The sequence below is a fragment of the Salinicola sp. NYA28a genome, assembly GCF_976982775.1.
Window position 1 is genome coordinate 1,282,540 of the sequence record NZ_OZ334582.1, and the last position, 19,135, is coordinate 1,301,674.

A 19,135-nucleotide genomic window follows, 5' to 3' on the forward strand; every position below is an offset into this window, starting at 1 on the left:
TGGATCGGGTCGAAGCCACCCGTGATACGCTGCGGTTCCGTTTTCGATCGTCAGGCCTCCCCATGAGCACGTTTTCCATGAGCCCGTTTTCAGTGAACAAGCGGGTCATCGCCGACGAGCAGGTGCAGCTCGTCGACCCGCGCAACCGGCCCTGCGGCAGCGCCTCGCGTGTCACGATGCGGCAGTTGAACTGCTGGCATCGGGCGACGTACATCGTCGTGCGCAATGGCAAGGACGAGATCTGCGTGCAGGAGCGAACATCGATCAAGGAGACGCATCCGGGCTGGTTCGATCTGGCCGCGGGCGGCGTGGTAGGCGCGGGCGAGGCGTCCCGGCCGGCAGCGCGGCGGGAGCTGTTCGAGGAGCTCGGCATTCGCGGCGTCGAGCTGATGTCCGGTGGCGAATTCATGTTCCAGGAGGCCGGGCTGAATCTCTACGGCAGCCTCTACTGGGTGAGCTACGATGGAGCGCTTCGCCTGCAGCCGGAGGAGGTCGCCGCCGTACGCTGGTTGCCGATCCCGGAGGCGCTGGCGCTGGAAAAGGCGACGCCGGACACGCGGGTGGCATTGTCGAAGGCCGTCTCGCTCGATCACTGGTGAAGTCGCGGCTGGCGTGGCACTCTTTTGGCCGGACCGGCTTTCTGAATCAGGCGCCCGTGTTCAGAACAAGCGCGATGCCTTGCGTTCGCGCTTCGGTTCCCACGATTTGACACTAGCGTTCCTCGGGTCGACTCATCGATGTCGTTATATACGCAAGACTGCCGGACACATGCCGGCGAACCCTTCAATCTGCGCGCGCTGCGCGGCCAGGTGCTGCTGGTCGTCAATGTCGCCAGCCGCTGCGGTTTCACGCCCCAGATGGAGGGGCTGGAAAAGCTCTATCGCCAATATCGCGACCAGGGGTTCACCGTGCTGGCGTTTCCCTGCAACCAGTTCGGACGCCAGTCGCCGGAATCCTCGGCCATGTTCGCCACGTTCTGCGAACAGCGTTACGCGGTCACGTTCCCGATGATGGAAAAGGTCAAGGTCAACGGGGGCGAGGCGCATCCGCTGTTCATGTATCTGCGGCACCAGGCGCCCGGCGTGCTGGGGAGTACGCCGATCAAGTGGAATTTCACCAAGTTTCTGGTGGGGCGCGACGGGCAGGTCATTCGTCGCTTCGGGCCGCGCGCCGTGCCGCGATCGCTGCATCGTGCCATCGAGGACGCGCTGGAGACGCCGTTCTCGGCCTGAGCCAGCGCCGTTCTTCCATCAGACGCGCTGGCCGGCGTCTTGCACGGATAGCCTGTCCGGCCTCGGTTCGTCCGGTCTCGATTACCGCGGGGCTTCAGCTTTCGGGCGGACGTTCGCCTCGCGCGGCCATGAGCCGGATCGCCAGTTCATTGAAGCGTGGCCGGCTCATCATCGTCGTCAACCCCGAGAACAACGACCACAGGGCCTTGCGCCAGCCGCCGAGCTTGCGGTTGTGGCGCACCAGTCGCGTCAGCAGCGCCGTTTCGTCGAACGCGCGCCATTCACCCGCCATGGAGAGCTGATTGCGCGCCATGACCGGCGACATTTCCAGCCGATAGACCCACTCCAGCTGTTGCAGCGTCAGCGCGCTGGCTTCGATCTCGCGGATCATGCGAGCGTATTCGGACTCGCGCGGCTCGCGCTCGAGCCATAGTGGCGACAGCGCCAGCCACAGCGCGCCGCGCCGGACGACCAGGTCTTCGATTTCTTGCTCGTGGTGCATGGGGCTTTCTCTGCTTTCTGGACTGGCTCGGCTTGCCGGGGGGCTATCTTCGAATACCCGCTGCGGCGAGACAAGCCTGGAAGGTTCGGGCCACGGGCGAGCCGATGGGCATGCGCCCGTCGTCGGGTACGCGGGATCTGGCAGCGGGCTGTGGCGAAGGCGCCATGTCACGAGTTCGCCCCCTTTTTTACCACCCTGTTAGAATGCGCCCGGATAGCATTCGACCTGCTAGAATTCGAGCCATGCCATTTCCCGGCGAGACTTGCCGGGGCTTTCCGTTTCGCTGTAGAAGACGAGGTTAGACGTGATCATCAAGCCCAAGGTTCGCGGTTTCATCTGTACCACGACGCATCCGCTCGGCTGCGAGCGCAACGTACTCGAACAGATCGAGACCACCCGCGCCAACCTGAGCGGCAAGCAGGCCGGCCCCCGCAACGTGCTGGTCATTGGCGCGTCCAGCGGCTACGGGCTGGCGGCGCGTATCACGGCGGCATTCGGCTATGGCGCCGATACGCTGGGCGTGTTCTTCGAAAAGCCCGGAACCGAAACCAAGCCCGGCACCGCCGGCTGGTACAACTCGGCGGCGTTCGACAAGTTCGCCAAGGCCGAAGGTCTCTACAGCAAGTCGATCAATGGCGATGCGTTCTCCCATGAAGTCCGCGACAAGGCGATCGAGCTGATCCGTGAGGACATGGGGCAGATCGATCTGGTGGTCTATTCGCTGGCATCCCCGGTGCGCAAGCTGCCGGACAGCGGCGAGGTCAAGCGCTCCAGCCTCAAGCCGATCGGCGAGACCTACACGGCGACCGCCATCGATACCAACAAGGACACCATCACCGAAGCCACCGTCGAGCCGGCGACCGAGCAGGAAGTGGCCGACACCATCGAGGTCATGGGCGGCCAGGACTGGGAACTGTGGATGGATGCGCTGGACAAGGCGGGCGTGCTGGCGCCGGGTGCCAAGTCCGTGGCGTTCAGCTATATCGGTACCGATATCACCTGGCCGATCTACTGGCACGGTGCGCTGGGCAAGGCGAAGGAAGATCTCGATCGCGCCGCCAGCGAAATCGACCAGCGCCTCAAGGCGACCGGCGGCGGCGCCAACGTGGCCGTGCTCAAGTCCGTGGTGACGCAGGCCAGCGCCGCGATTCCGGTCATGCCGCTCTATATCTCCATGGTCTACAAGGTGATGAAGGAACAGGGCGTTCACGAGGGCACCATCGACCAGCTCAACCGGCTGTTCGGCGAGCGCCTTTACGCCGATGGCGAGCCCGAGGTGGACGAAGCCGGACGTCTGCGCCTGGACGACTGGGAACTGCGCGACGATATCCAGCAGGCCTGCAAGGATCTGTGGCCGCAGGTGACCAGCGACAACCTGTTCGCGTTGACCGATTACGCCGGCTACAAGCACGAATTCCTCAAGCTGTTCGGCTTCGAGCGTGACGACATGGATTATGACGCCGAGGTCGATCCGCTGGTGAAATTCGACGTCGTCCAGGTTTGATCACGCCCGACCCCATCGCATGAAACATCGGTCATGAGTCGGTCATGAATGCACAGGGCACCCCGCGCCAGGTGGGGTTCGTCATGCTGCCGGGGTTCTCCCTGCTGGCGCAGGCCTGCGCCATGGAGCCGCTGATCGTCGCCAACACGCTGGCGGAGCGGCGGCTCTATACCGCCACCACGTTCGGACTCGACGGCCGGCCGGTGAAGAGCGTGGCGGAATTGACCCTCTCGCCGGAGAGCGTGGCCGGCAGCGATGCGCGCCATCTCGACATGCTGTTCGTCTGCGCGCCCACGCCGAGCGGTGTAGTAACGGCGGAAGAAGAGGGCGAGTCGCTGATCCACTGGCTGCATCGCCTGGCGAGCCGAGGCGTGACGCTGGGCGGTATTGCCGGCGGCACGCACTGGCTGGCCAGGGCCGGCGTGCTGGATGGCTATCGGGCCTCGATCCCCTATGCCAGTGCCGATGCGTTCATGCGGACGTTTCCGACGATTCATGTCTCTCATCAGCTGTTCGAGATCGACCGTGATCGCCTCACCTGCGGCGGCGGTACCGCGGCGATGGATATGCTGATGACACTGATCGGGCAGCAGCAGGGCGCCGGGCTGGCGCAGCGGATCTCCGAGCATTTCGTCTGCGAGCGCATCCGCATGGCCGACGAGCCGCAGCAGTTGCCGCTGCGCTCGCGGCTGGGGCACGCGCCGCAGAGTCTTCTCGATGCCGTGGCGCTGATGGAAGCCAATATCGAGGAGCCGCTGACCACGCACGAACTGTCGGCGCACCTGGGCCTTTCCCGCCGTCAGCTGGAGCGCTTGTTCAAGAAACACCTGCAGGCCGTACCCAGCCGTTACTATCTGAACCTGCGCCTGCAACAGGCGCGCCGGCTGCTCCGTGAAAGCGACCAGGCGGTGGGGGAGATCGCGCTGGCCCACGGATTCTCGTCGGGCGCGCATTTTTCCACCGCCTATCGCCATCATTTCGGCATCAGCCCGCGAGATGAGCGATTGGGACAGGCCGGAGGCGAATCATGAAGAAGCAATGTGTCGGCGGGGGTGGCAACACCATAAACGACAGCCATTGGCTGGGCTCCGCTCGCCGAGTGATATCGCCCAACGCCAATGAGCGGCCGGCGGGCGAGATATCGGCCGTGGTGCTGCACGGCATCAGCCTGCCGCCGGGGGAGTTCGGCGGCGACGCCATCGAGCGGCTGTTCACCAATATGCTGGACCTGGATGCGCATCCGGCCTTCGCCGCGATCGCCTCGTTGCGGGTCTCGGCGCATCTACTGATTCGGCGCGATGGCGAGTGTGTCCAGTTCGTGGCGTTCGACCGTCGTGCCTGGCATGCCGGCAAGTCGCGCTGGCTGGATGAAAGGCTGCCGCGCCAGGGACAGCCTTTCATCCAGCGTCAGCCTCTCATCCAGCACCAGGGGCAGCTGCGCGAAGGGCTCAATGACTTCACTGTCGGCATCGAACTCGAAGGCACCGACGAGAGGCCCTATCGGGAGGCGCAGTACCGCGCGTTGTCAGGTGTTCTGGGCGCGCTGATGCAGCGCTACCCCGCAATCTCGAGCGCGCGGATTACCAGCCACGCGCACATTGCGCCGCTGCGCAAGACCGATCCCGGCCCCGCGTTCGACTGGGCTTATCTGCGGCGTTGTCTGACGGAGATCGTTTGAATGCTATGCTTTTGTGGGGGTATCGTGCGCATGGATTGCCTGCGATCCTGATGTTGGTAATTTGGCTACAGGAACGGTACTCGCTTTCTTCTGCGAGATTGACCTTCAAGTTGCTGAAGTTGCGGCATTTACGCGCCGTCCCTAGCACAATCGATGTGTCCGCGAATTGGCAGATGCGAGCGTTTGCGGTATCTTCTTCGCCTGATTTCTCGCGTCACGCACGCCTGCTGTAATTCCATTACAGCCAATAAATCTCGGAAAACGGCCCCAAAAGAGCCGTGCCGGCACCGAAGAGCGCATATTCCCAAGCCCCGCTGCGGCTATCCGCCCCGGCCGGGCGAATGGCAAACCTTTTCCCATTCGGAGAGTTGTCTATGAGTCTGGAGACACGAGAAGATCTCGATCCGGTCGAAACCACGGAGTGGTTGGATTCCCTGGCTTCGGTCGTCGAGCATGAGGGCGAAGAGCGCGCTCAATACATTCTGAGTCGGTTGGCGGACCGCCTGCGTCGTGATGGCTCTTCACCGCCGTTTTCCGGTACCACGCCGCACCGCAACACCATTCCCGTGCATCGTGAAGCCAAGATTCCCGGCGATATGTTCATCGAGCGCAAGATCCGCTCGGCGATTCGCTGGAACGCCATGGTGCAGGTCCTGCGGGCCAACAAGAAGCACAAGGGGCTGGGCGGCCACATCGCCAGCTACCAGTCCAGTGCCACGCTTTATGAAGTCGGTTTCAATCACTTCTTCCGTGCCGACAACGGCGACCACAAGGGTGATCTCCTTTACATCCAGGGGCACGTGACGCCGGGCATCTACGCGCGTTCGTTCCTGGAAGGTCGCCTGACTCAGGAGCAGATGGACAACTTCCGTCAGGAAGTCGACGGTAATTCGCTGCCGTCCTATCCGCACCCCTATCTGATGCCGGATTACTGGCAGTTCCCGACCGTTTCCATGGGTCTGGGGCCGATCCAGTCGATCTATCAGGCCCACGTGATGAAGTATCTGCATTCGCGTGAGCTGGAAGACATGAAGGACCGCAAGGTCTGGGCATTCCTGGGCGACGGCGAGTGCGACGAGCCGGAATCCCTGGGCGCGCTGCACCTGGCGAGCCGCGAGAAGCTCGACAACCTGATCTTCGTCATCAACTGCAACCTGCAGCGTCTCGACGGCCCGGTACGCGGCAACTCCCGCGTGATCGACGAGCTCGAGGGCGTTTTCCGCGGTGCCGGCTGGAACGTGATCAAGGTGGTCTGGGGCGGCCTGTGGGATCCGCTGTTCGAACAGGACACCAAGGGCATGCTGCAGAAGCGCATGGACGAGGCGGTCGACGGCGAATACCAGAACTACAAGGCGCAGGGCGGCAAGTACACCCGCGACAACTTCTTCGGCAAGTACGAAGAGACCGCCGAGATGGTCAAGGGCTATTCCGACGAGGAGATCTTCCGTCTCAATCGCGGTGGTCACGATCCGCAGAAGGTCTACGCGGCCTACCATGAAGCGGTCAACAACGCCAACGGCCGGCCGACGGTCATCCTGGCGCATACCGTCAAGGGTTACGGCATGGGCGGCGGCCACGGCGAAGCCGACATGGAAGCCCACCAGATCAAGTCGATGGACGTCGATGCGCTGAAGGCGTTCCGTGATCGCTTCGGCATCCCGGTCTCCGACCAGCAGATCGAAAGCGGCGACATTCCCTACTACAAGCCCGAAGACGACAGCCCGGAGATGAAGTATCTGCATCTCCAGCGCGAGAAGCTTGGCGGTTTCCTGCCGGCGCGCAGAAACGACTTCGAGGCGATGGAAATTCCCGGTCTCGACGACAAGATGTTCGCCACTCAGCTCAAGGGCACCGGCGACCGCGAAGTCTCGACCACGATGTCTTTCGTGCGCGTGCTCAACGGCCTGGTCAAGCACAAGCAGCTGGGCTCTCGCATCGTGCCGATCATCCCTGACGAAGCGCGTACGTTCGGGATGGAAGGCATGTTCCGCCAGCTCGGTATCTATGCCGCCGAAGGGCAGAAGTACGAGCCGATGGATGCCGGCCAGATCATGTATTACCGCGAGGACCAGAAAGGTCAGATCCTCGAGGAAGGTATCACCGAGGCCGGTTCCATGTCCGCCTGGATCGCGGCGGCCACGTCCTATGCCAACCATCACCTGCCGTTGATTCCGTTCTACGTCTACTACTCGATGTTCGGCTATCAGCGGGTCGGCGATCTGGTCTGGGCCGCGGGTGACCTTCAGGCGCGCGGCTTCATGGTCGGCGGCACCGCTGGCCGTACCACCATCAACGGTGAAGGCCTGCAGCACCAGGACGGCCACAGCCATATCCTGATGTCCACCGTGCCGACCTGCCGCGCTTACGATCCGTGCTACGGTCACGAGCTGGCAGTCATCATGCAGGATGGTCTGAAGCGGATGTTCCAGGACAAGGAAAACTGCTTCTACTACCTGACCGTGATGAACGAGAACTACTCGCACCCGCAGATGCCGGAAGGTAGCGAAGAGGGCATCGTTCGCGGCATGTACCTGCTCAAGCCGGGCGAGAACGCCGGCAAGAAGAAGGCGCCGCGGGTTCAGCTCATGGGCAGCGGCACGATCCTGCGCGAAGTCGAAGCGGCGGCCGAGCTGCTGGCGGAAGATCACGGCGTGGTTGCCGATGTCTGGAGCGTGACCAGCTTCAACGAACTGCGTCGCGAAGCGCTGGAATACGATCGCCAGCAATTCCTCGACTACGATGAAAAGCGCGAGAAGCCGTGGGTCGTCCAGCAGCTCGACGGTGTCGAAGGGCCGGTCATCGCCTCGACCGACTACATGAAGCTGTATGCCGATCAGATCCGCGCCTGGGTGCCGACCGACTTCCATGTCCTCGGAACCGATGGCTTCGGCCGTTCGGATACCCGTGAGCAGCTGCGTCGCTTCTTCGAGGTCGACCGCTACTACGTGACGATTCAGGCACTGCGTGCGCTGGCCAATCGCGGCGAAATCGACATCAAGGTCGTCAACGATGCCATGAAGAAGTACGGCATCGATCCCGCCAAGCCCAGCCCTCTGTTGTCCTGAGCCCTGCGGTTGGTCTGGACCGGAGTGTCACGTCAAGGCGCTGCCGCCCTGCGGGGCGGTAGCCAGATTGCCTGAGTGAGTCGACCTGCCCCCGGGCAGGTCGACAGATGATAAAGGAGCGCGACCTTGAGTAGCGAAATCATCAAAGTTCCCGACATCGGCGGCAGCGACGATGTCGAAATCATCGAGATCGCGGTGAGCGTCGGCGATGTCATCTCCGCCGAAGACACCATGATCACGCTGGAATCCGACAAGGCCAGCATGGACGTCCCCGCGCCGAAAGGTGGTAGGGTCGTCAAGCTTCTGGTGAAGGAAGGCGACACCGTCTCCGAAGGCGATGACATCCTCGAGCTCGAAGTGGAAGGCGAGGGTGACGACGATGGCCAGGATGACGCTGAAGAAGCGTCTCCCGGCAAGAGTGCCGAAGAAGCCGACGCCAGCGGCGAAGCCGAGAAATCGGAAAAGCCGAACGGAAAGTCGAAAAAGTCTTCCGGTGGTGGCAAGCGGACCGTCGAGATCAAGGTGCCGGACATCGGTGGCAGCGAAGGCGTCGAGATCATCGAAGTCGCCGTCGGCGAAGGCGACGAGATCAGCGAAGAAGATACCCTGATCACGTTGGAATCCGACAAGGCCTCGATGGATGTGCCGAGCCCCTACAGCGGCAAGATCGTTTCGCTGTCGGTCAAGGAGGGCGATAGCGTCTCCGAGGGCGATCTGATCGGCACCATGGAAATCGCCGGCGAAGGCGACGATGAAGGCGACGCCGACGAAGCTGCTCCGGCAGAGGAATCCGACAGTGCCGAGCCCAGCGACGGTGCCGAGGAACAGGACGCCGAAGATCAGGGCGACGAAGAGGAAGGCGGTGACGAAGGTGGCCGCAAGGTAATCCGCGTCCCCGACATCGGTGGTAGCGAAGGCGTCGAGATCATCGAGGTCGCGATCAGCGAAGGCGACGAGATCAACGAAGAAGACACCCTGATCACGCTGGAGTCCGACAAGGCTTCCATGGACGTGCCGAGCCCCTACAAGGGCAAGGTCGTCGAAGTATCGGTCAAGGAAGGCGACAGCGTCTCTGAAGGCGATCTGATCGGCTATATCGAGGCGGCCGGCGCTCCGGGGGCGGGGGCGAAGAAGCCGGCCGAAAGCGGTGCCAGGAAGGGCGGTGAGTCGAAGCAGGCCCCGGCCAAATCCGATGCCGGCAAGCAGTCCGGCGCCAAGCCGGAGAAGGACGTCAGCGGTGAACCGAGCCCGGAAGCCCGTCACAAGCATGGTGACGACAAGACCGAAGGTGCGCGCGTTCATGCCGGCCCGGCCGTGCGCAAGCTGGCCCGCGAACTGGGCGTCGAGCTCAGCGAAGTCAAAGGCTCCGGTCCCAAGGGCCGCATCCTGAAGGATGACGTCGACGGCTTCGTCAAGCAGGTGATGAAGCAGCGCAAGAGCGGTGGCGGCGCAGCACCAGCAGCGGCCACCACCGGTGGCGCAGGCATTCCGCAGGTGCCGGCGATCGATTTCAGCCAGTTCGGCGAGATCGAAGAGAAGCCGATGAGTCGTCTGATGAAGGCAGGCGCCAACAACCTGCATCGCAGCTGGCTCAACGTGCCGCACGTCACGCAGTTCGACGAAGCGGACATCACCGAGCTCGAAGCTTTCCGCAAGTCGATGAAGGCCGAGGCGGAGTCTCAGGGCGCCAAGCTGACGCCGCTGCCGTTCATGATCAAGGCGTGTGCCTATGCGCTGCGCAAGTTCCCGCAGTTCAACTCGAGCCTGCATCCGGACGGCGACAAGCTGATCATCAAGCATTACGTGCATATCGGCGTGGCAGTCGATACGCCGGATGGATTGATGGTGCCGGTGATTCGCGACGCCGACAAGAAGTCGCTGATCGACCTGGCCAAGGAGTCGGTCGAGCTGGCGAAGAAGGCCCAGAACAAGAAGCTGTCTCGCGAGGAGATGAGCGGTGCCAGCTTCACCATCTCGAGCCTGGGCTCGATCGGTGGCACGGCCTTCACGCCGATCGTCAACACGCCGGAGGTAGCGATTCTGGGTGTCTCCAAGTCGTCGATGAAGCCGGTGTGGAACGGTAGCGAGTTCACGCCGCGTCTGATGTTGCCGCTGTCGCTCTCCTATGACCACCGGGCGGTCAACGGTGCCGATGCGGCACGCTTTACCGCCTTCCTGGCGCAGGTGCTGTCCGATATTCGTCGTATGCTGGTCTGATACGGCGAGCGGTCCATCGAACGCCAACGGCTCCTTCGGGGGCCGTTGGCGTTTTTGCAGGTGGCATGGCAGATCGGTGACGAATACGACGAAATGGTGAGGTCCCGTCGAACTTGCTGCCGCGCCTGGCAGGCCCTAGCCCAAAGCGAGTCTTGTGCGTCAACCGATCGGCAGGTATCGTCTTGAGCCATTGACGATGTCGTCTGCGTTGCGCCTCCGACGCCGCTGGCCGGTCTGAAAATCGATACCATTCTAAGGAGCTGTATCAATGCGTTTGATCCTCTTGGGCGCCCCCGGCGCTGGCAAGGGTACCCAAGCCCAGTTCATCTGCGAGCATTTCCACATCCCGCAGATTTCCACCGGCGACATGCTGCGCGCCGCGGTGAAAGAAGGCAGCGAACTGGGACTCAAGGTCAAGGAGACGATGAACAGCGGCGGCCTGGTGTCCGACGATCTGATCATCGCGCTGGTCAAGGAACGCATTGCACAGCCCGACTGTGCCAACGGCTTTCTGTTCGACGGTTTCCCGCGCACCCTGCCGCAGGCGGATGCGATGAAGGATGCCGGCATCAAGCTCGACCATGTGGTGGAAATCGCCGTCGACGACGAGGAGATCGTCAATCGTCTCTCCGGGCGTCGCGTTCACCCCGACTCCGGGCGTGTCTATCACGTCGATTACAAGCCGCCCCAGGAAGAGGGCAAGGATGACGTGACCGGCGAACCGCTGATCCAGCGCGACGACGACAGCGAGAAGACCGTGCGCTATCGCCTCTCCGTCTATCACGATCAGACCGAGCCGCTGATCGGCTATTACCAGGAGTGGGCGGCGAAGGACGCCGAAGCCGCGCCGGCCTATCATCGCATCGCGGGCGTCGGCAGCGTCGACGAGATTCGCGACCAGGTACTTGCCGCACTGGAATCCTGACGGAACGAACCCGTGGTCGCCCGTCATTCGCTCCGCCTTCATGGCGGAGCGATCGTTTTGATGTCCTGATGGCGATATACTCGCTGACTTCTTTTTGCTGCCATTCTCCGAGAAGCCGATGCCGACGTTGCTGGCGCTGGACGCCTCATCTACTGCCTGTTCCTGTGCGCTGATTCGGGACCAGCTCATCGTTCAGCGTTTCGAAATCGCGCCGCGCGAGCATACGCGCCTGTTATTGCCGATGGTCGACGAGGTGCTGGCGGAAGCGGGTGTGTCGCTCGGCCAGCTCGACGCGGTCGCGTATGGGCAGGGGCCGGGCTCGTTCACCGGCCTGCGGATTGCCGCCGGCGTCGCTCAGGGACTCGCCTACGGTGCCGATCTGCCGCTGATGGGTGTGTCGACCCTGGAGGCGCTGGCGCTGGCGGCGCATCGTAAATGGCACGCCCGCCATGTGATCGCGGCGCTCGATGCCCGCATGGACGAGATCTACGTAGGTGCCTATCACTGCCTCGACGGTGCCCTGACCGTCGCCCTCGAGGAGCGGGTCATGCCGCCTTCGCAGCTGCGATTGCCCAAGGCCGACCATGCCATCGAGTGGCTGGGGATAGGCAGCGGCTGGCAACTTTTGTCCGGCATTCCTGTCGACGTACAGGCCGCATTGCCGCAAACCCTTCCCGACGAACTACCCGCGGCGGAAGATCTCGTTCGTCTGGCTGCCACGTCATGGGAGCGTGGCGCGCGAGGTAGCGCGCCTCACGAGGTCGTCCCCGTCTATCTACGCGATGAGGTCGCGTGGCGAAAGGCGTGACAGTTCGAGGCCCATTGGCGTGGCCTCTTCGTACAAGGATATCGAAAGAAAATGGATGTTTTTCAACTGGCCGCACTCGCCATCATCCAGGGCTTGACGGAATTCCTGCCCATTTCTTCTTCCGCGCATCTCATTCTACCGTCTCAGCTGTTCGGCTGGTCCGACCAGGGGCTGGCCTTCGATGTCGCGGTCCATATCGGCTCGCTGGGAGCCGTGCTGTTCGCCTTTCGCCAGGAGGTCTGGCGTATTCTCCACGCCTGGTCCACCCAGTTCGGCGGACGTGGGCAGACGCCCGAGAGTCGCCTGGGATGGGCGATCATCGTCGGCACGATTCCGGCGGTGATCGTCGGTCTGCTGATCGAGGATTGGGTCGAGAACGCAGGGCGCTCGGTGCTGGTCATTGCCACGACGACGATTGTTTTCGGCATGCTGCTGGGTATTGCCGACAAGCGCGGCAGTCGGGTGCAGCCGATCGAGAAGATGACGCTCAAGACCGCGCTGCTGATCGGGCTGGCCCAGGCGATTGCGCTGATCCCCGGCACCTCGCGTTCCGGCATCACCATGACCGCCGCGTTGATGCTCGGCTTCACGCGTCAGGCCGCGGCACGCTTCTCGTTCCTGCTTTCGATGCCGCTGATCCTGGCGGCCGGGTCGCTCAAGGGGCTCGAACTGGCACAGTCCGGTACCGCGACCCAGTGGCATGAGATTCTGCTCGGTGTCGCTTTCTCGTTCGTGGCCGCCTGGCTCTGCATCAAGCTGTTCCTGGCCGCGCTGGACAGGATCGGCATGATGCCTTTCGTGATCTACCGGCTACTGCTCGGCATTGCGTTGTTCGTATGGGCGACGTGAGCGGCAACGCGCCGTTGGTCGTGGTTGGCGAGTCGCTGACCGACCTGGCCGAACGCTATGGGCTGCCCTGGGCACCGTCGGCGCCGGGGAGCGGGCTGGTTCTGCAGCGAGCCGAGCACGGCCTCGAAATCGCTGGCGATCCCAAGCGCTATGGTCATCCGATACGCGCGGATTTCGTCTCCGGTGCGGCCGCCCATCGCCGCCGCTTCGGTGGCGGTCGCGGCCAGCTCGTCGCCAAGGCCTGTGGTTTCGGCAAGGGCGTGGTGCCCCGGATCGTCGATGCCACGGCCGGCCTTGGGCGGGACGCTTTCGTGCTGGCTTCCCTTGGAGCCGAGGTGTTGATGGTCGAGCGGGTCGCGGCGATTCACGCCTTGCTGGAATCGGCCCTGTCGCAGGCTGAGGCCGACGAGGAAGTCGTCGAGATCGCCGGGCGTCTTTCATTGCGGCACGCCGATAGCGCAACGGCACTGGCGGAAGCGGTGCGCGACTGGCCGCACGCCCCCCAGGTCGTGCATCTCGATCCGATGTTCCCGCATCGGGAGAAATCGGCGCTGGTCAAGAAGGAGATGCGGCTGTTTCGCGAACTGGCCGGAGATGACGACGACGCTCCGCGCTTGCTGGAAGCGGCGCTGGATGTCGCCACGCATCGCGTGGTGGTCAAGCGCCCCCGCAAGGCGCCTCCCATCGAGGGGCCGCCGCCGCAGCATGTCATCGAGGGGAAGACGAGTCGCTATGACCTCTATGTGCATCGTTCCCTGAAAGCTTGAGGCTCGGCACGGACGAGTCCGGCTGGCCCCGATGACGCTTGAACAGGATCAGCCAGAGCGCGATCCCGATGAACAGGCCGCCGACAGCATGAGCCCAGGTGATCTGCTCGCCGAGAAAGAGCGTGCCCCACAACACCCCGAACATCGGCACCAGCATGGTGACCGTCAGCGGCTTGATCGGCCCCAGCTCTTCGACGAGCCGGAAATAGAGCAGGTAGGCGAAAGAGGTGCAGGCAAGGCCCAGCGCCGCGACGGCCCACCAGACGTTGGCCGAGGTCCAGCTGCGGGCGCTGTCGTCCAGCCATAGCTGCGCGGCCATGAAAGGGCCCAGCAGCAGCGTGGCGCCAAGCTGCGATCCCAGGGCGATCAGGCGGGAGTCGAGGCCGCCTCGCTGCGCGATCCAGTCTTTCACCAGAAACCCGCTGAGTCCGTAGCAGCCGGCCGCCACCAGGCAGGCGCCGGCGCCGATCATCAATCCACCGCTGATCGCCACCGGGCCGGTGCCCACCAGTACGCCGACGCCAAGCATGCCCGCCGCAACCCCGATCAGACGATCTCGTGTCAATGGTTCATGGAAATGGATGGCGCCGATAACGACGCCCATCAACGGTGTCGAGGCGTTGAGCATCGCTGAATAGCCGGCGGGCAGATACTGGGCCGCAATGCAGAACATGCCAAACGGGATGCCGGAATTGATCATGCCGATCGCCAGCGTTGCCTTGAACTTGCCGTCGAAGCGCCAGCTCGTGCGCAGGAGCGCCAGGATCATTACCAGCCCCAGCGTCCCGAGGAATACTCGAAAGAAGGCAGTCGGGAATGCCCCTAGTGCTGGCGTTGCGATACGCATGAACAGAAAGCTGGCGCCCCACAGAGCGGATAGCAGCAGCAGGCGGCCAAGCGATGATAATGGCATGTCGAAAGGGTCTCCGAATGTGATCGCGGCTAGCGTAAACGGGTTGTCCGTCGATGTCTGGTCGTTTTCGGCATTGGCGTCTGCAATGGGGGCGTGATCGGGTTTGCCGACATGGCGCGATCGGAGAACGGTCCATTGTCGACCGGCGGATTTTGTCGAGATCCCGCAAGACAACTATGCTCAAGGATCAGCGGAACGACTCTGCTGCAATAACCGCGATCAAGGAGCCGAGATGTACGAAGATCAAGTGAAAGGACGCACCGAAGAACTCAAGGGCCATGCTCAGGAAGCTGTCGGCAGCTTTACCGAAGATGACGATCTGCGTCACGAGGGCAAGGCGCGCCAGACCGCAGGGAAGTTGCAGGCCAATTACGGCGAGAAGCTCGACGAAGTCCGTGAAGCTACCGTCAAGAACCCGATGAGCGCGCTGGCGATTGCTGGCGGCCTAGGCGTCTTTCTGGGGATACTTCTCGGTCGGCGTTGAGACCTGCCCCGAACGGTTCGCCGACTGATGGCTTTCGACCCCGGCCTGGAGCCGGGGTCGCCGTTTGAGACCGTCGTTCGCGCTCGTCGCTTGAACGGGCAACGACTCGCGAGATTTTCCGCCACTGGCGCCCAGCCAGCAGGGCTTGCAGTCTCGCTAGCGAGACCGGAAAGTGTCTCGCTCATCACCACATGGGCCGTTTGCTGTGTTGACTCCTCTCATTTATCTCGCCGCGGCAGTGGCAGAAATCGCCGGCTGTTTCGCTTTCTGGGCATGGTGGCGGCTGGATCGATCGCCTCTGTGGATGGTTCCCGGCGTCATGAGCCTGATGCTGTTCGCCTGGCTGTTGACCCTGGTGGATAGTGACTACGCCGGTCGCGCTTATGCCGCCTATGGCGGTGTCTATATCCTCGCGTCGCTATTGTGGCTATGGGTGGTCGAGCAGCGCATGCCCGATCGATGGGACGTGGCCGGTGCGACGATCTGTCTGGTCGGCGCCGGGGTCATACTGTTCGGGCCGCGTGGTTGAGAGGCGTCTGAAGGCATGGCATTGCCCGGAAGACAACGCTCAATACGGTTGTCACCAACCGCCGCTAAAATCCGCTGGCATTTGACGCGAAAAAGTCTTGAGACCAGTCTCTGACGAGGTCATCATCTGCGGCCTCTTGCCGGTCCCGATGGATCGGGAGGGGGACCAAGACCGGGGTGGCATCGGGTCGGGGTGCGCTGAATCTTGAAAGGTTAGTTGCCCACTACCGATAAGACCTTATCACTGTTGACTTTTCCCGATCTGGAAGGAATTCATGAGCAAAGTCCTGATTGTTGGTGCCGGCGGCGTCGGTGGTGTCGTGACCCATAAGTGCGCGCAGCATCCCGAGGTGTTCAGCGAGATCTGTCTTGCCAGCCGCAACGAAGCCAAGTGCAAGGCGATCGCCGAGCAGTTGCCGCGTCCGATCCAGACCGCCCAGGTCGATGCCGACAGCGTCGAAGCCCTGGTCGCGTTGATCGAGTCGTTCAAGCCGGACATTCTGATCCATGTGGCCCTGCCGTATCAGGACCTGACCATCATGGAAGCCTGTCTGCAGACCGGCGTGCCGTATCTGGATACCGCCAACTACGAACACCCGGACGAGGCCAAGTTCGAGTACAAGGAGCAGTGGGCGTTCCAGGATCGTTACGAAAGCGCGGGCGCGATGGCCACGCTGGGCTGCGGCTTCGATCCGGGCATGACCAACATCTACTGCGCCTACGGTCAGAAGAACCTGTTCGACGAAATCCATCGCATCGACATCCTGGATGCCAACGGTGGCGATCATGGCTATCCGTTCGCGACCAACTTCAACCCGGAAATCAACATTCGCGAGATCACTGCGAACGGACGTTACTGGGAGAAGGGCGAATGGGTCGAGACCGCGCCACTGGCCGAGAAGCGCAAGTTCGACTTCGACGGCATCGGCGAAAAGGATCTTTACCTGCTTTATCACGAAGAGCTCGAGTCGCTGTCCCAGAACATCAAGGGACTGGAACGCATTCGGTTCTGGATGACCTTTTCCGAGAAGTACATCACGCATCTGAAGGTGCTCGAAAACGTCGGCATGACCAGCATCGAACCGATCGAGGTCGATGGCGTCGAGATCTCGCCGCTGCAGTTCCTCAAGAAGGTGCTGCCGGACCCGGCTTCGCTCGGCCCGCGCACCAAGGGCAAGACCAACATCGGTGTCATCCTCGACGGCATCAAGGATGGCAAGCGTCGTAAGGTGTACATCTACAACATCTGCGATCACGAGAAGTGCTACGAGGAAGTCAAATCCCAGGCGATCTCCTACACTACCGGCGTGCCGGCGGTGACCGGGGCGATGCTGATGCTGCAAGGCATCTGGAAAGGCGAGGGCGTGTTCAATGTCGAACAGCTCGACCCCAACCCGTTCATGGAGCGCATCGGCGAGATGGGGCTGCCGTGGCAGATGGTCGAGCTAGATCCCGATCAAGACCCGCTGGCCTGAGCGCGCGATGACTGATATTTCCTCCAAGGCCGAAGGCTATCCCTTCGACATCAGCGCTAGCCCGTCGCCGGCCTACGTGGTCGACGACGCCCTGTTGCGTCGCAATCTGGAGCTGCTGGGCCGCGTGCAGGCCGACAGTGGCGCCAAGATCCTGCTGGCGCTGAAGGGGTTCGCCATGTGGAACACCTTCCCGCTGGTCAGCCAGTATCTGGTCGGGACCACCGCCAGCGGGCAGGACGAGGCCCGCCTCGGCGCCGAGACGTTCGGCGGCGAGGTGCATGTCTATTCTCCGGCGTTTACCGCGCCGGAGATGGACGTGGTGCTGCGCTACGCCGATCACCTCAGCTTCAATTCGCCGCGCCAGTGGCGTCATTTTCGTGAAACCGTGAAAGCGGCCCCGCGCAAGGTATCGTGCGGGCTGCGCGTCAATCCCGAGCATTCCACCGGTGAGGTTGCGCTCTACGACCCCTGTGCAGCGGGCTCGCGCCTGGGCACGCGGGCGGCGGATCTGGCCCCGGAAGATCTCGCAGGGCTGGAGGGGCTGCATTTTCACGCGCTGTGCGAGCAGAACAGCGATGCGCTGGAAGAGACGCTGGCGGCGTTCGAGACCAGGTTCGGGCAGTATCTGGGCGGGCTTCGCTGGGTAAACTTCGGCGGCGGCCACCACATCACGCGTGCCGACTACGATGTGGAGCGGCTGATACGGGTGATTCGCGAGTTCCGGTCGCGCTACCCGCATCTGGAGGTCTACCTCGAGCCGGGTGAAGCGATCGCGCTGAATACCGGCTATCTCGTCTGCACCGTGCTGGATATCGTCGAGAACGATGGCCCCATCGCGATTCTGGACACCTCGGCGACGGCACACATGCCCGACGTGCTGGAGATGCCGTATCGGCCCGAAATCATCGGCGCCGCCAAACCTGGCGAGAAGGCATACACCTATCGCCTGGGCGGCACGACCTGCCTGGCCGGCGACGTGATCGGCGACTACGCATTCGATGCGCCGCTCGAGATTGGCGATCGCCTGGTCTTCACCGACATGGCGCACTACACCATGGTCAAGACCACGACGTTCAACGGCATCCGGCTGCCGTCGATCTGCCGGATCGACGAAGAGAGCCGGGAAGTCCGCACGGTCAAGACCTTCGGCTACGTGGACTATATGCAGCGGCTGAGTTGAGTTCATAGGGAAGGTTCGTGCCTTCGACGCCCCGCATTTGCAATGCGGGGCGTTTTTCATAGCTAGACGGGTGTCGGCTGCTCCGGTGAAATCTGCCGGGAAGACTGGTACTGCGTGATGATATCCAGCAGTTCCTGGCCGAAGCTTGGAAGAACATGATCTTCGCGGATCAGCACGCTGCGTTCCCGATAAGCCCAGGCGTCGCTCAAGTGGCGCACGCTCAGTCGCATGTGGTCCCGATAACGCAAGGCACAGGATTCGGGGAGAATTCCGACGCCGACGCCAGCCTCGATCATGCGGCACGCCGATTCGAAACCGAACACCTGGATCCTGACCGGCAGCGGCTTGCCGAACTCCAGCGCCTTGCTTTCCAGATAATGAAACAGGGTACTGCCCTCATGCAGAGTGACATGCGGATAGTCCAGGGCGTCTTCGTAGGTGATCTCCTCGCGCTCAGCCAAAGGATGATCGAGCGGGGTCGCCAGTACCAGCCTGTCCCGGCTGAACGGCAGGGTCTTCAGCCGGGAGGGCACGTCGACGCCGACCATGATGCCGAGAATGCCCATGTCGGCGGTGCCATCGAGAACGCCGCGAATGATGTCGTTGGTCAGACGCTCCTGCAGGTCCACGGTGATACCGGGGCGTGACGCGAGGAAATCGGCGAGCACCTCTGGCATGAACTCGATGACCGCCGTCGTGTTGGCGAATATCCGCAGGTGGCCGATGGCATCGCTGGCGTAGCCGGAAAATTCGCTCTTGACGCGCTCGACCTGGCGCAGGATGAGGCGCGCATGTTGCAGCAGTCGCTCGCCGGCGGGTGTCAGTTCGACCCCCTGGCTGCTGCGATAGAACAGCCGGCTTTCCAGTTGCGCCTCGAGTGACTTGATGCGGCCGCTGACCGCTGCCGTCGAGAGATGCGCGCGCTGGGCGCCTGCCGTCAGGCTGTTCTCTTCGGCGACATGGACGAAGATGCGCAGATCGGCGAGATCGAAATGCATTAGGCGGGTT

Annotated in this window: 18 protein-coding genes; 15 read left to right on the plus strand and 3 right to left on the minus strand. The window is 62.7% G+C overall.

What is annotated here, in order from left to right:
* The first annotated feature begins 77 nt into the window (after window positions 1–77).
* Window positions 78–599 carry an NUDIX hydrolase gene (locus tag ACWHY3_RS05820; RefSeq protein WP_256961312.1) on the plus strand — a complete coding sequence of 174 codons (522 nt, stop codon included), beginning with the start codon at window positions 78–80 and terminating at the stop codon, window positions 597–599.
* Window positions 600–737: 138 nt separating this feature from the next.
* Window positions 738–1,232 carry a glutathione peroxidase gene (locus tag ACWHY3_RS05825; RefSeq protein ID WP_087720048.1) on the plus strand — a complete coding sequence of 165 codons (495 nt, stop codon included), beginning with the start codon at window positions 738–740 and terminating at the stop codon, window positions 1,230–1,232.
* A gap of 94 nt (window positions 1,233–1,326) precedes the next feature.
* On the opposite strand, the gene ACWHY3_RS05830 is transcribed toward ACWHY3_RS05825, so the two are convergent.
* Window positions 1,327–1,734, minus strand: coding sequence for a DUF7079 family protein (locus ACWHY3_RS05830; protein ID WP_448127817.1), 408 nt, complete (start codon window positions 1,732–1,734; stop codon window positions 1,327–1,329).
* A 304-nt stretch (window positions 1,735–2,038) separates the two neighbouring features.
* Here ACWHY3_RS05830 and fabV point away from each other — a divergent pair, with 304 nt between their 5' ends.
* From fabV to ACWHY3_RS05875, 9 genes are all read left to right on the plus strand, one after another.
* Complete coding sequence (gene fabV / locus ACWHY3_RS05835; protein ID WP_087720050.1) at window positions 2,039–3,238, plus strand: enoyl-ACP reductase FabV; 1,200 nt, start codon at window positions 2,039–2,041, stop codon at window positions 3,236–3,238.
* Window positions 3,239–3,282: 44 nt separating this feature from the next.
* Window positions 3,283–4,269 (plus strand): GlxA family transcriptional regulator, encoded by a 987-nt coding sequence (locus ACWHY3_RS05840; protein ID WP_087720051.1) that lies wholly within the window; start codon window positions 3,283–3,285, stop codon window positions 4,267–4,269.
* Entirely contained in the window at window positions 4,266–4,916 is a 651-nt protein-coding gene (locus ACWHY3_RS05845) for an N-acetylmuramoyl-L-alanine amidase (RefSeq protein ID WP_087720052.1), read from the plus strand. The genes ACWHY3_RS05840 and ACWHY3_RS05845 overlap by 4 nt, the downstream gene beginning before the upstream one ends.
* Before the next feature lie 374 nt (window positions 4,917–5,290).
* Window positions 5,291–7,981 carry a pyruvate dehydrogenase (acetyl-transferring), homodimeric type gene (aceE, locus tag ACWHY3_RS05850; protein ID WP_448127818.1) on the plus strand — a complete coding sequence of 897 codons (2,691 nt, stop codon included), beginning with the start codon at window positions 5,291–5,293 and terminating at the stop codon, window positions 7,979–7,981.
* A gap of 126 nt (window positions 7,982–8,107) precedes the next feature.
* The gene (gene aceF, locus ACWHY3_RS05855) at window positions 8,108–10,198 is read left to right on the plus strand and encodes a dihydrolipoyllysine-residue acetyltransferase (protein ID WP_087720054.1); all 2,091 of its coding nucleotides are present in this window, start codon (window positions 8,108–8,110) and stop codon (window positions 10,196–10,198) included.
* A gap of 268 nt (window positions 10,199–10,466) precedes the next feature.
* Window positions 10,467–11,123 (plus strand): adenylate kinase, encoded by a 657-nt coding sequence (gene adk, locus ACWHY3_RS05860; RefSeq protein ID WP_087720055.1) that lies wholly within the window; start codon window positions 10,467–10,469, stop codon window positions 11,121–11,123.
* Between the two features lie 118 nt (window positions 11,124–11,241).
* Complete coding sequence (tsaB, locus tag ACWHY3_RS05865; protein WP_087720056.1) at window positions 11,242–11,931, plus strand: tRNA (adenosine(37)-N6)-threonylcarbamoyltransferase complex dimerization subunit type 1 TsaB; 690 nt, start codon at window positions 11,242–11,244, stop codon at window positions 11,929–11,931.
* A gap of 51 nt (window positions 11,932–11,982) precedes the next feature.
* Window positions 11,983–12,780 carry an undecaprenyl-diphosphate phosphatase gene (locus ACWHY3_RS05870; RefSeq protein WP_303855000.1) on the plus strand — a complete coding sequence of 266 codons (798 nt, stop codon included), beginning with the start codon at window positions 11,983–11,985 and terminating at the stop codon, window positions 12,778–12,780.
* Window positions 12,768–13,547, plus strand: a complete 780-nt coding sequence (locus ACWHY3_RS05875) for a class I SAM-dependent methyltransferase (RefSeq protein WP_448127819.1) — start codon at window positions 12,768–12,770, stop codon at window positions 13,545–13,547. The genes ACWHY3_RS05870 and ACWHY3_RS05875 overlap by 13 nt, the downstream gene beginning before the upstream one ends.
* On the opposite strand, the gene ACWHY3_RS05880 is transcribed toward ACWHY3_RS05875, so the two are convergent.
* The gene (locus ACWHY3_RS05880) at window positions 13,489–14,460 is read right to left on the minus strand and encodes a DMT family transporter (RefSeq protein ID WP_448127820.1); all 972 of its coding nucleotides are present in this window, start codon (window positions 14,458–14,460) and stop codon (window positions 13,489–13,491) included. The genes ACWHY3_RS05875 and ACWHY3_RS05880 overlap by 59 nt on opposite strands.
* Window positions 14,461–14,692: 232 nt before the next feature.
* Here ACWHY3_RS05880 and ACWHY3_RS05885 point away from each other — a divergent pair, with 232 nt between their 5' ends.
* The 4 genes from ACWHY3_RS05885 (at window position 14,693) to nspC (ending at window position 18,127) form a co-directional block, all read left to right on the plus strand.
* Window positions 14,693–14,944 (plus strand): CsbD family protein, encoded by a 252-nt coding sequence (locus tag ACWHY3_RS05885; protein ID WP_448127821.1) that lies wholly within the window; start codon window positions 14,693–14,695, stop codon window positions 14,942–14,944.
* A 205-nt stretch (window positions 14,945–15,149) separates the two neighbouring features.
* A complete protein-coding gene (locus tag ACWHY3_RS05890) occupies window positions 15,150–15,473 on the plus strand; it encodes a YnfA family protein (protein ID WP_332780087.1) in 324 nt (107 codons plus the stop codon).
* Window positions 15,474–15,747: 274 nt separating this feature from the next.
* The gene (locus ACWHY3_RS05895; protein WP_448127822.1) at window positions 15,748–16,947 is read left to right on the plus strand and encodes a saccharopine dehydrogenase family protein; all 1,200 of its coding nucleotides are present in this window, start codon (window positions 15,748–15,750) and stop codon (window positions 16,945–16,947) included.
* 7 nt (window positions 16,948–16,954) lie between these two features.
* Window positions 16,955–18,127: a carboxynorspermidine decarboxylase gene (nspC, locus tag ACWHY3_RS05900; protein WP_087720061.1), complete on the plus strand. Its 1,173-nt coding sequence runs from the start codon at window positions 16,955–16,957 to the stop codon at window positions 18,125–18,127.
* 62 nt (window positions 18,128–18,189) lie between these two features.
* Here nspC and ACWHY3_RS05905 read toward each other — a convergent pair whose 3' ends face one another.
* Window positions 18,190–19,125 (minus strand): LysR family transcriptional regulator, encoded by a 936-nt coding sequence (locus ACWHY3_RS05905; protein WP_087720062.1) that lies wholly within the window; start codon window positions 19,123–19,125, stop codon window positions 18,190–18,192.
* Between the last annotated feature and the right edge of the window lie 10 nt (window positions 19,126–19,135).

Coding starts and splice junctions, on each gene's coding strand:
- ACWHY3_RS05820 (WP_256961312.1), top strand. CDS start 78: ATGAGCCCGTTTTCAGTGAACAAGCGGGTCATCGCCGACGAGCAGGTG.
- ACWHY3_RS05825 (WP_087720048.1), top strand. CDS start 738: ATGTCGTTATATACGCAAGACTGCCGGACACATGCCGGCGAACCCTTC.
- ACWHY3_RS05830 (WP_448127817.1), bottom strand. CDS start 1,734: ATGCACCACGAGCAAGAAATCGAAGACCTGGTCGTCCGGCGCGGCGCG.
- ACWHY3_RS05840 (WP_087720051.1), top strand. CDS start 3,283: ATGAATGCACAGGGCACCCCGCGCCAGGTGGGGTTCGTCATGCTGCCG.
- ACWHY3_RS05845 (WP_087720052.1), top strand. CDS start 4,266: ATGAAGAAGCAATGTGTCGGCGGGGGTGGCAACACCATAAACGACAGC.
- aceE (WP_448127818.1), top strand. CDS start 5,291: ATGAGTCTGGAGACACGAGAAGATCTCGATCCGGTCGAAACCACGGAG.
- adk (WP_087720055.1), top strand. CDS start 10,467: ATGCGTTTGATCCTCTTGGGCGCCCCCGGCGCTGGCAAGGGTACCCAA.
- tsaB (WP_087720056.1), top strand. CDS start 11,242: ATGCCGACGTTGCTGGCGCTGGACGCCTCATCTACTGCCTGTTCCTGT.
- ACWHY3_RS05870 (WP_303855000.1), top strand. CDS start 11,983: ATGGATGTTTTTCAACTGGCCGCACTCGCCATCATCCAGGGCTTGACG.
- ACWHY3_RS05875 (WP_448127819.1), top strand. CDS start 12,768: ATGGGCGACGTGAGCGGCAACGCGCCGTTGGTCGTGGTTGGCGAGTCG.
- ACWHY3_RS05880 (WP_448127820.1), bottom strand. CDS start 14,460: ATGCCATTATCATCGCTTGGCCGCCTGCTGCTGCTATCCGCTCTGTGG.
- ACWHY3_RS05885 (WP_448127821.1), top strand. CDS start 14,693: ATGTACGAAGATCAAGTGAAAGGACGCACCGAAGAACTCAAGGGCCAT.
- ACWHY3_RS05895 (WP_448127822.1), top strand. CDS start 15,748: ATGAGCAAAGTCCTGATTGTTGGTGCCGGCGGCGTCGGTGGTGTCGTG.
- nspC (WP_087720061.1), top strand. CDS start 16,955: ATGACTGATATTTCCTCCAAGGCCGAAGGCTATCCCTTCGACATCAGC.
- ACWHY3_RS05905 (WP_087720062.1), bottom strand. CDS start 19,125: ATGCATTTCGATCTCGCCGATCTGCGCATCTTCGTCCATGTCGCCGAA.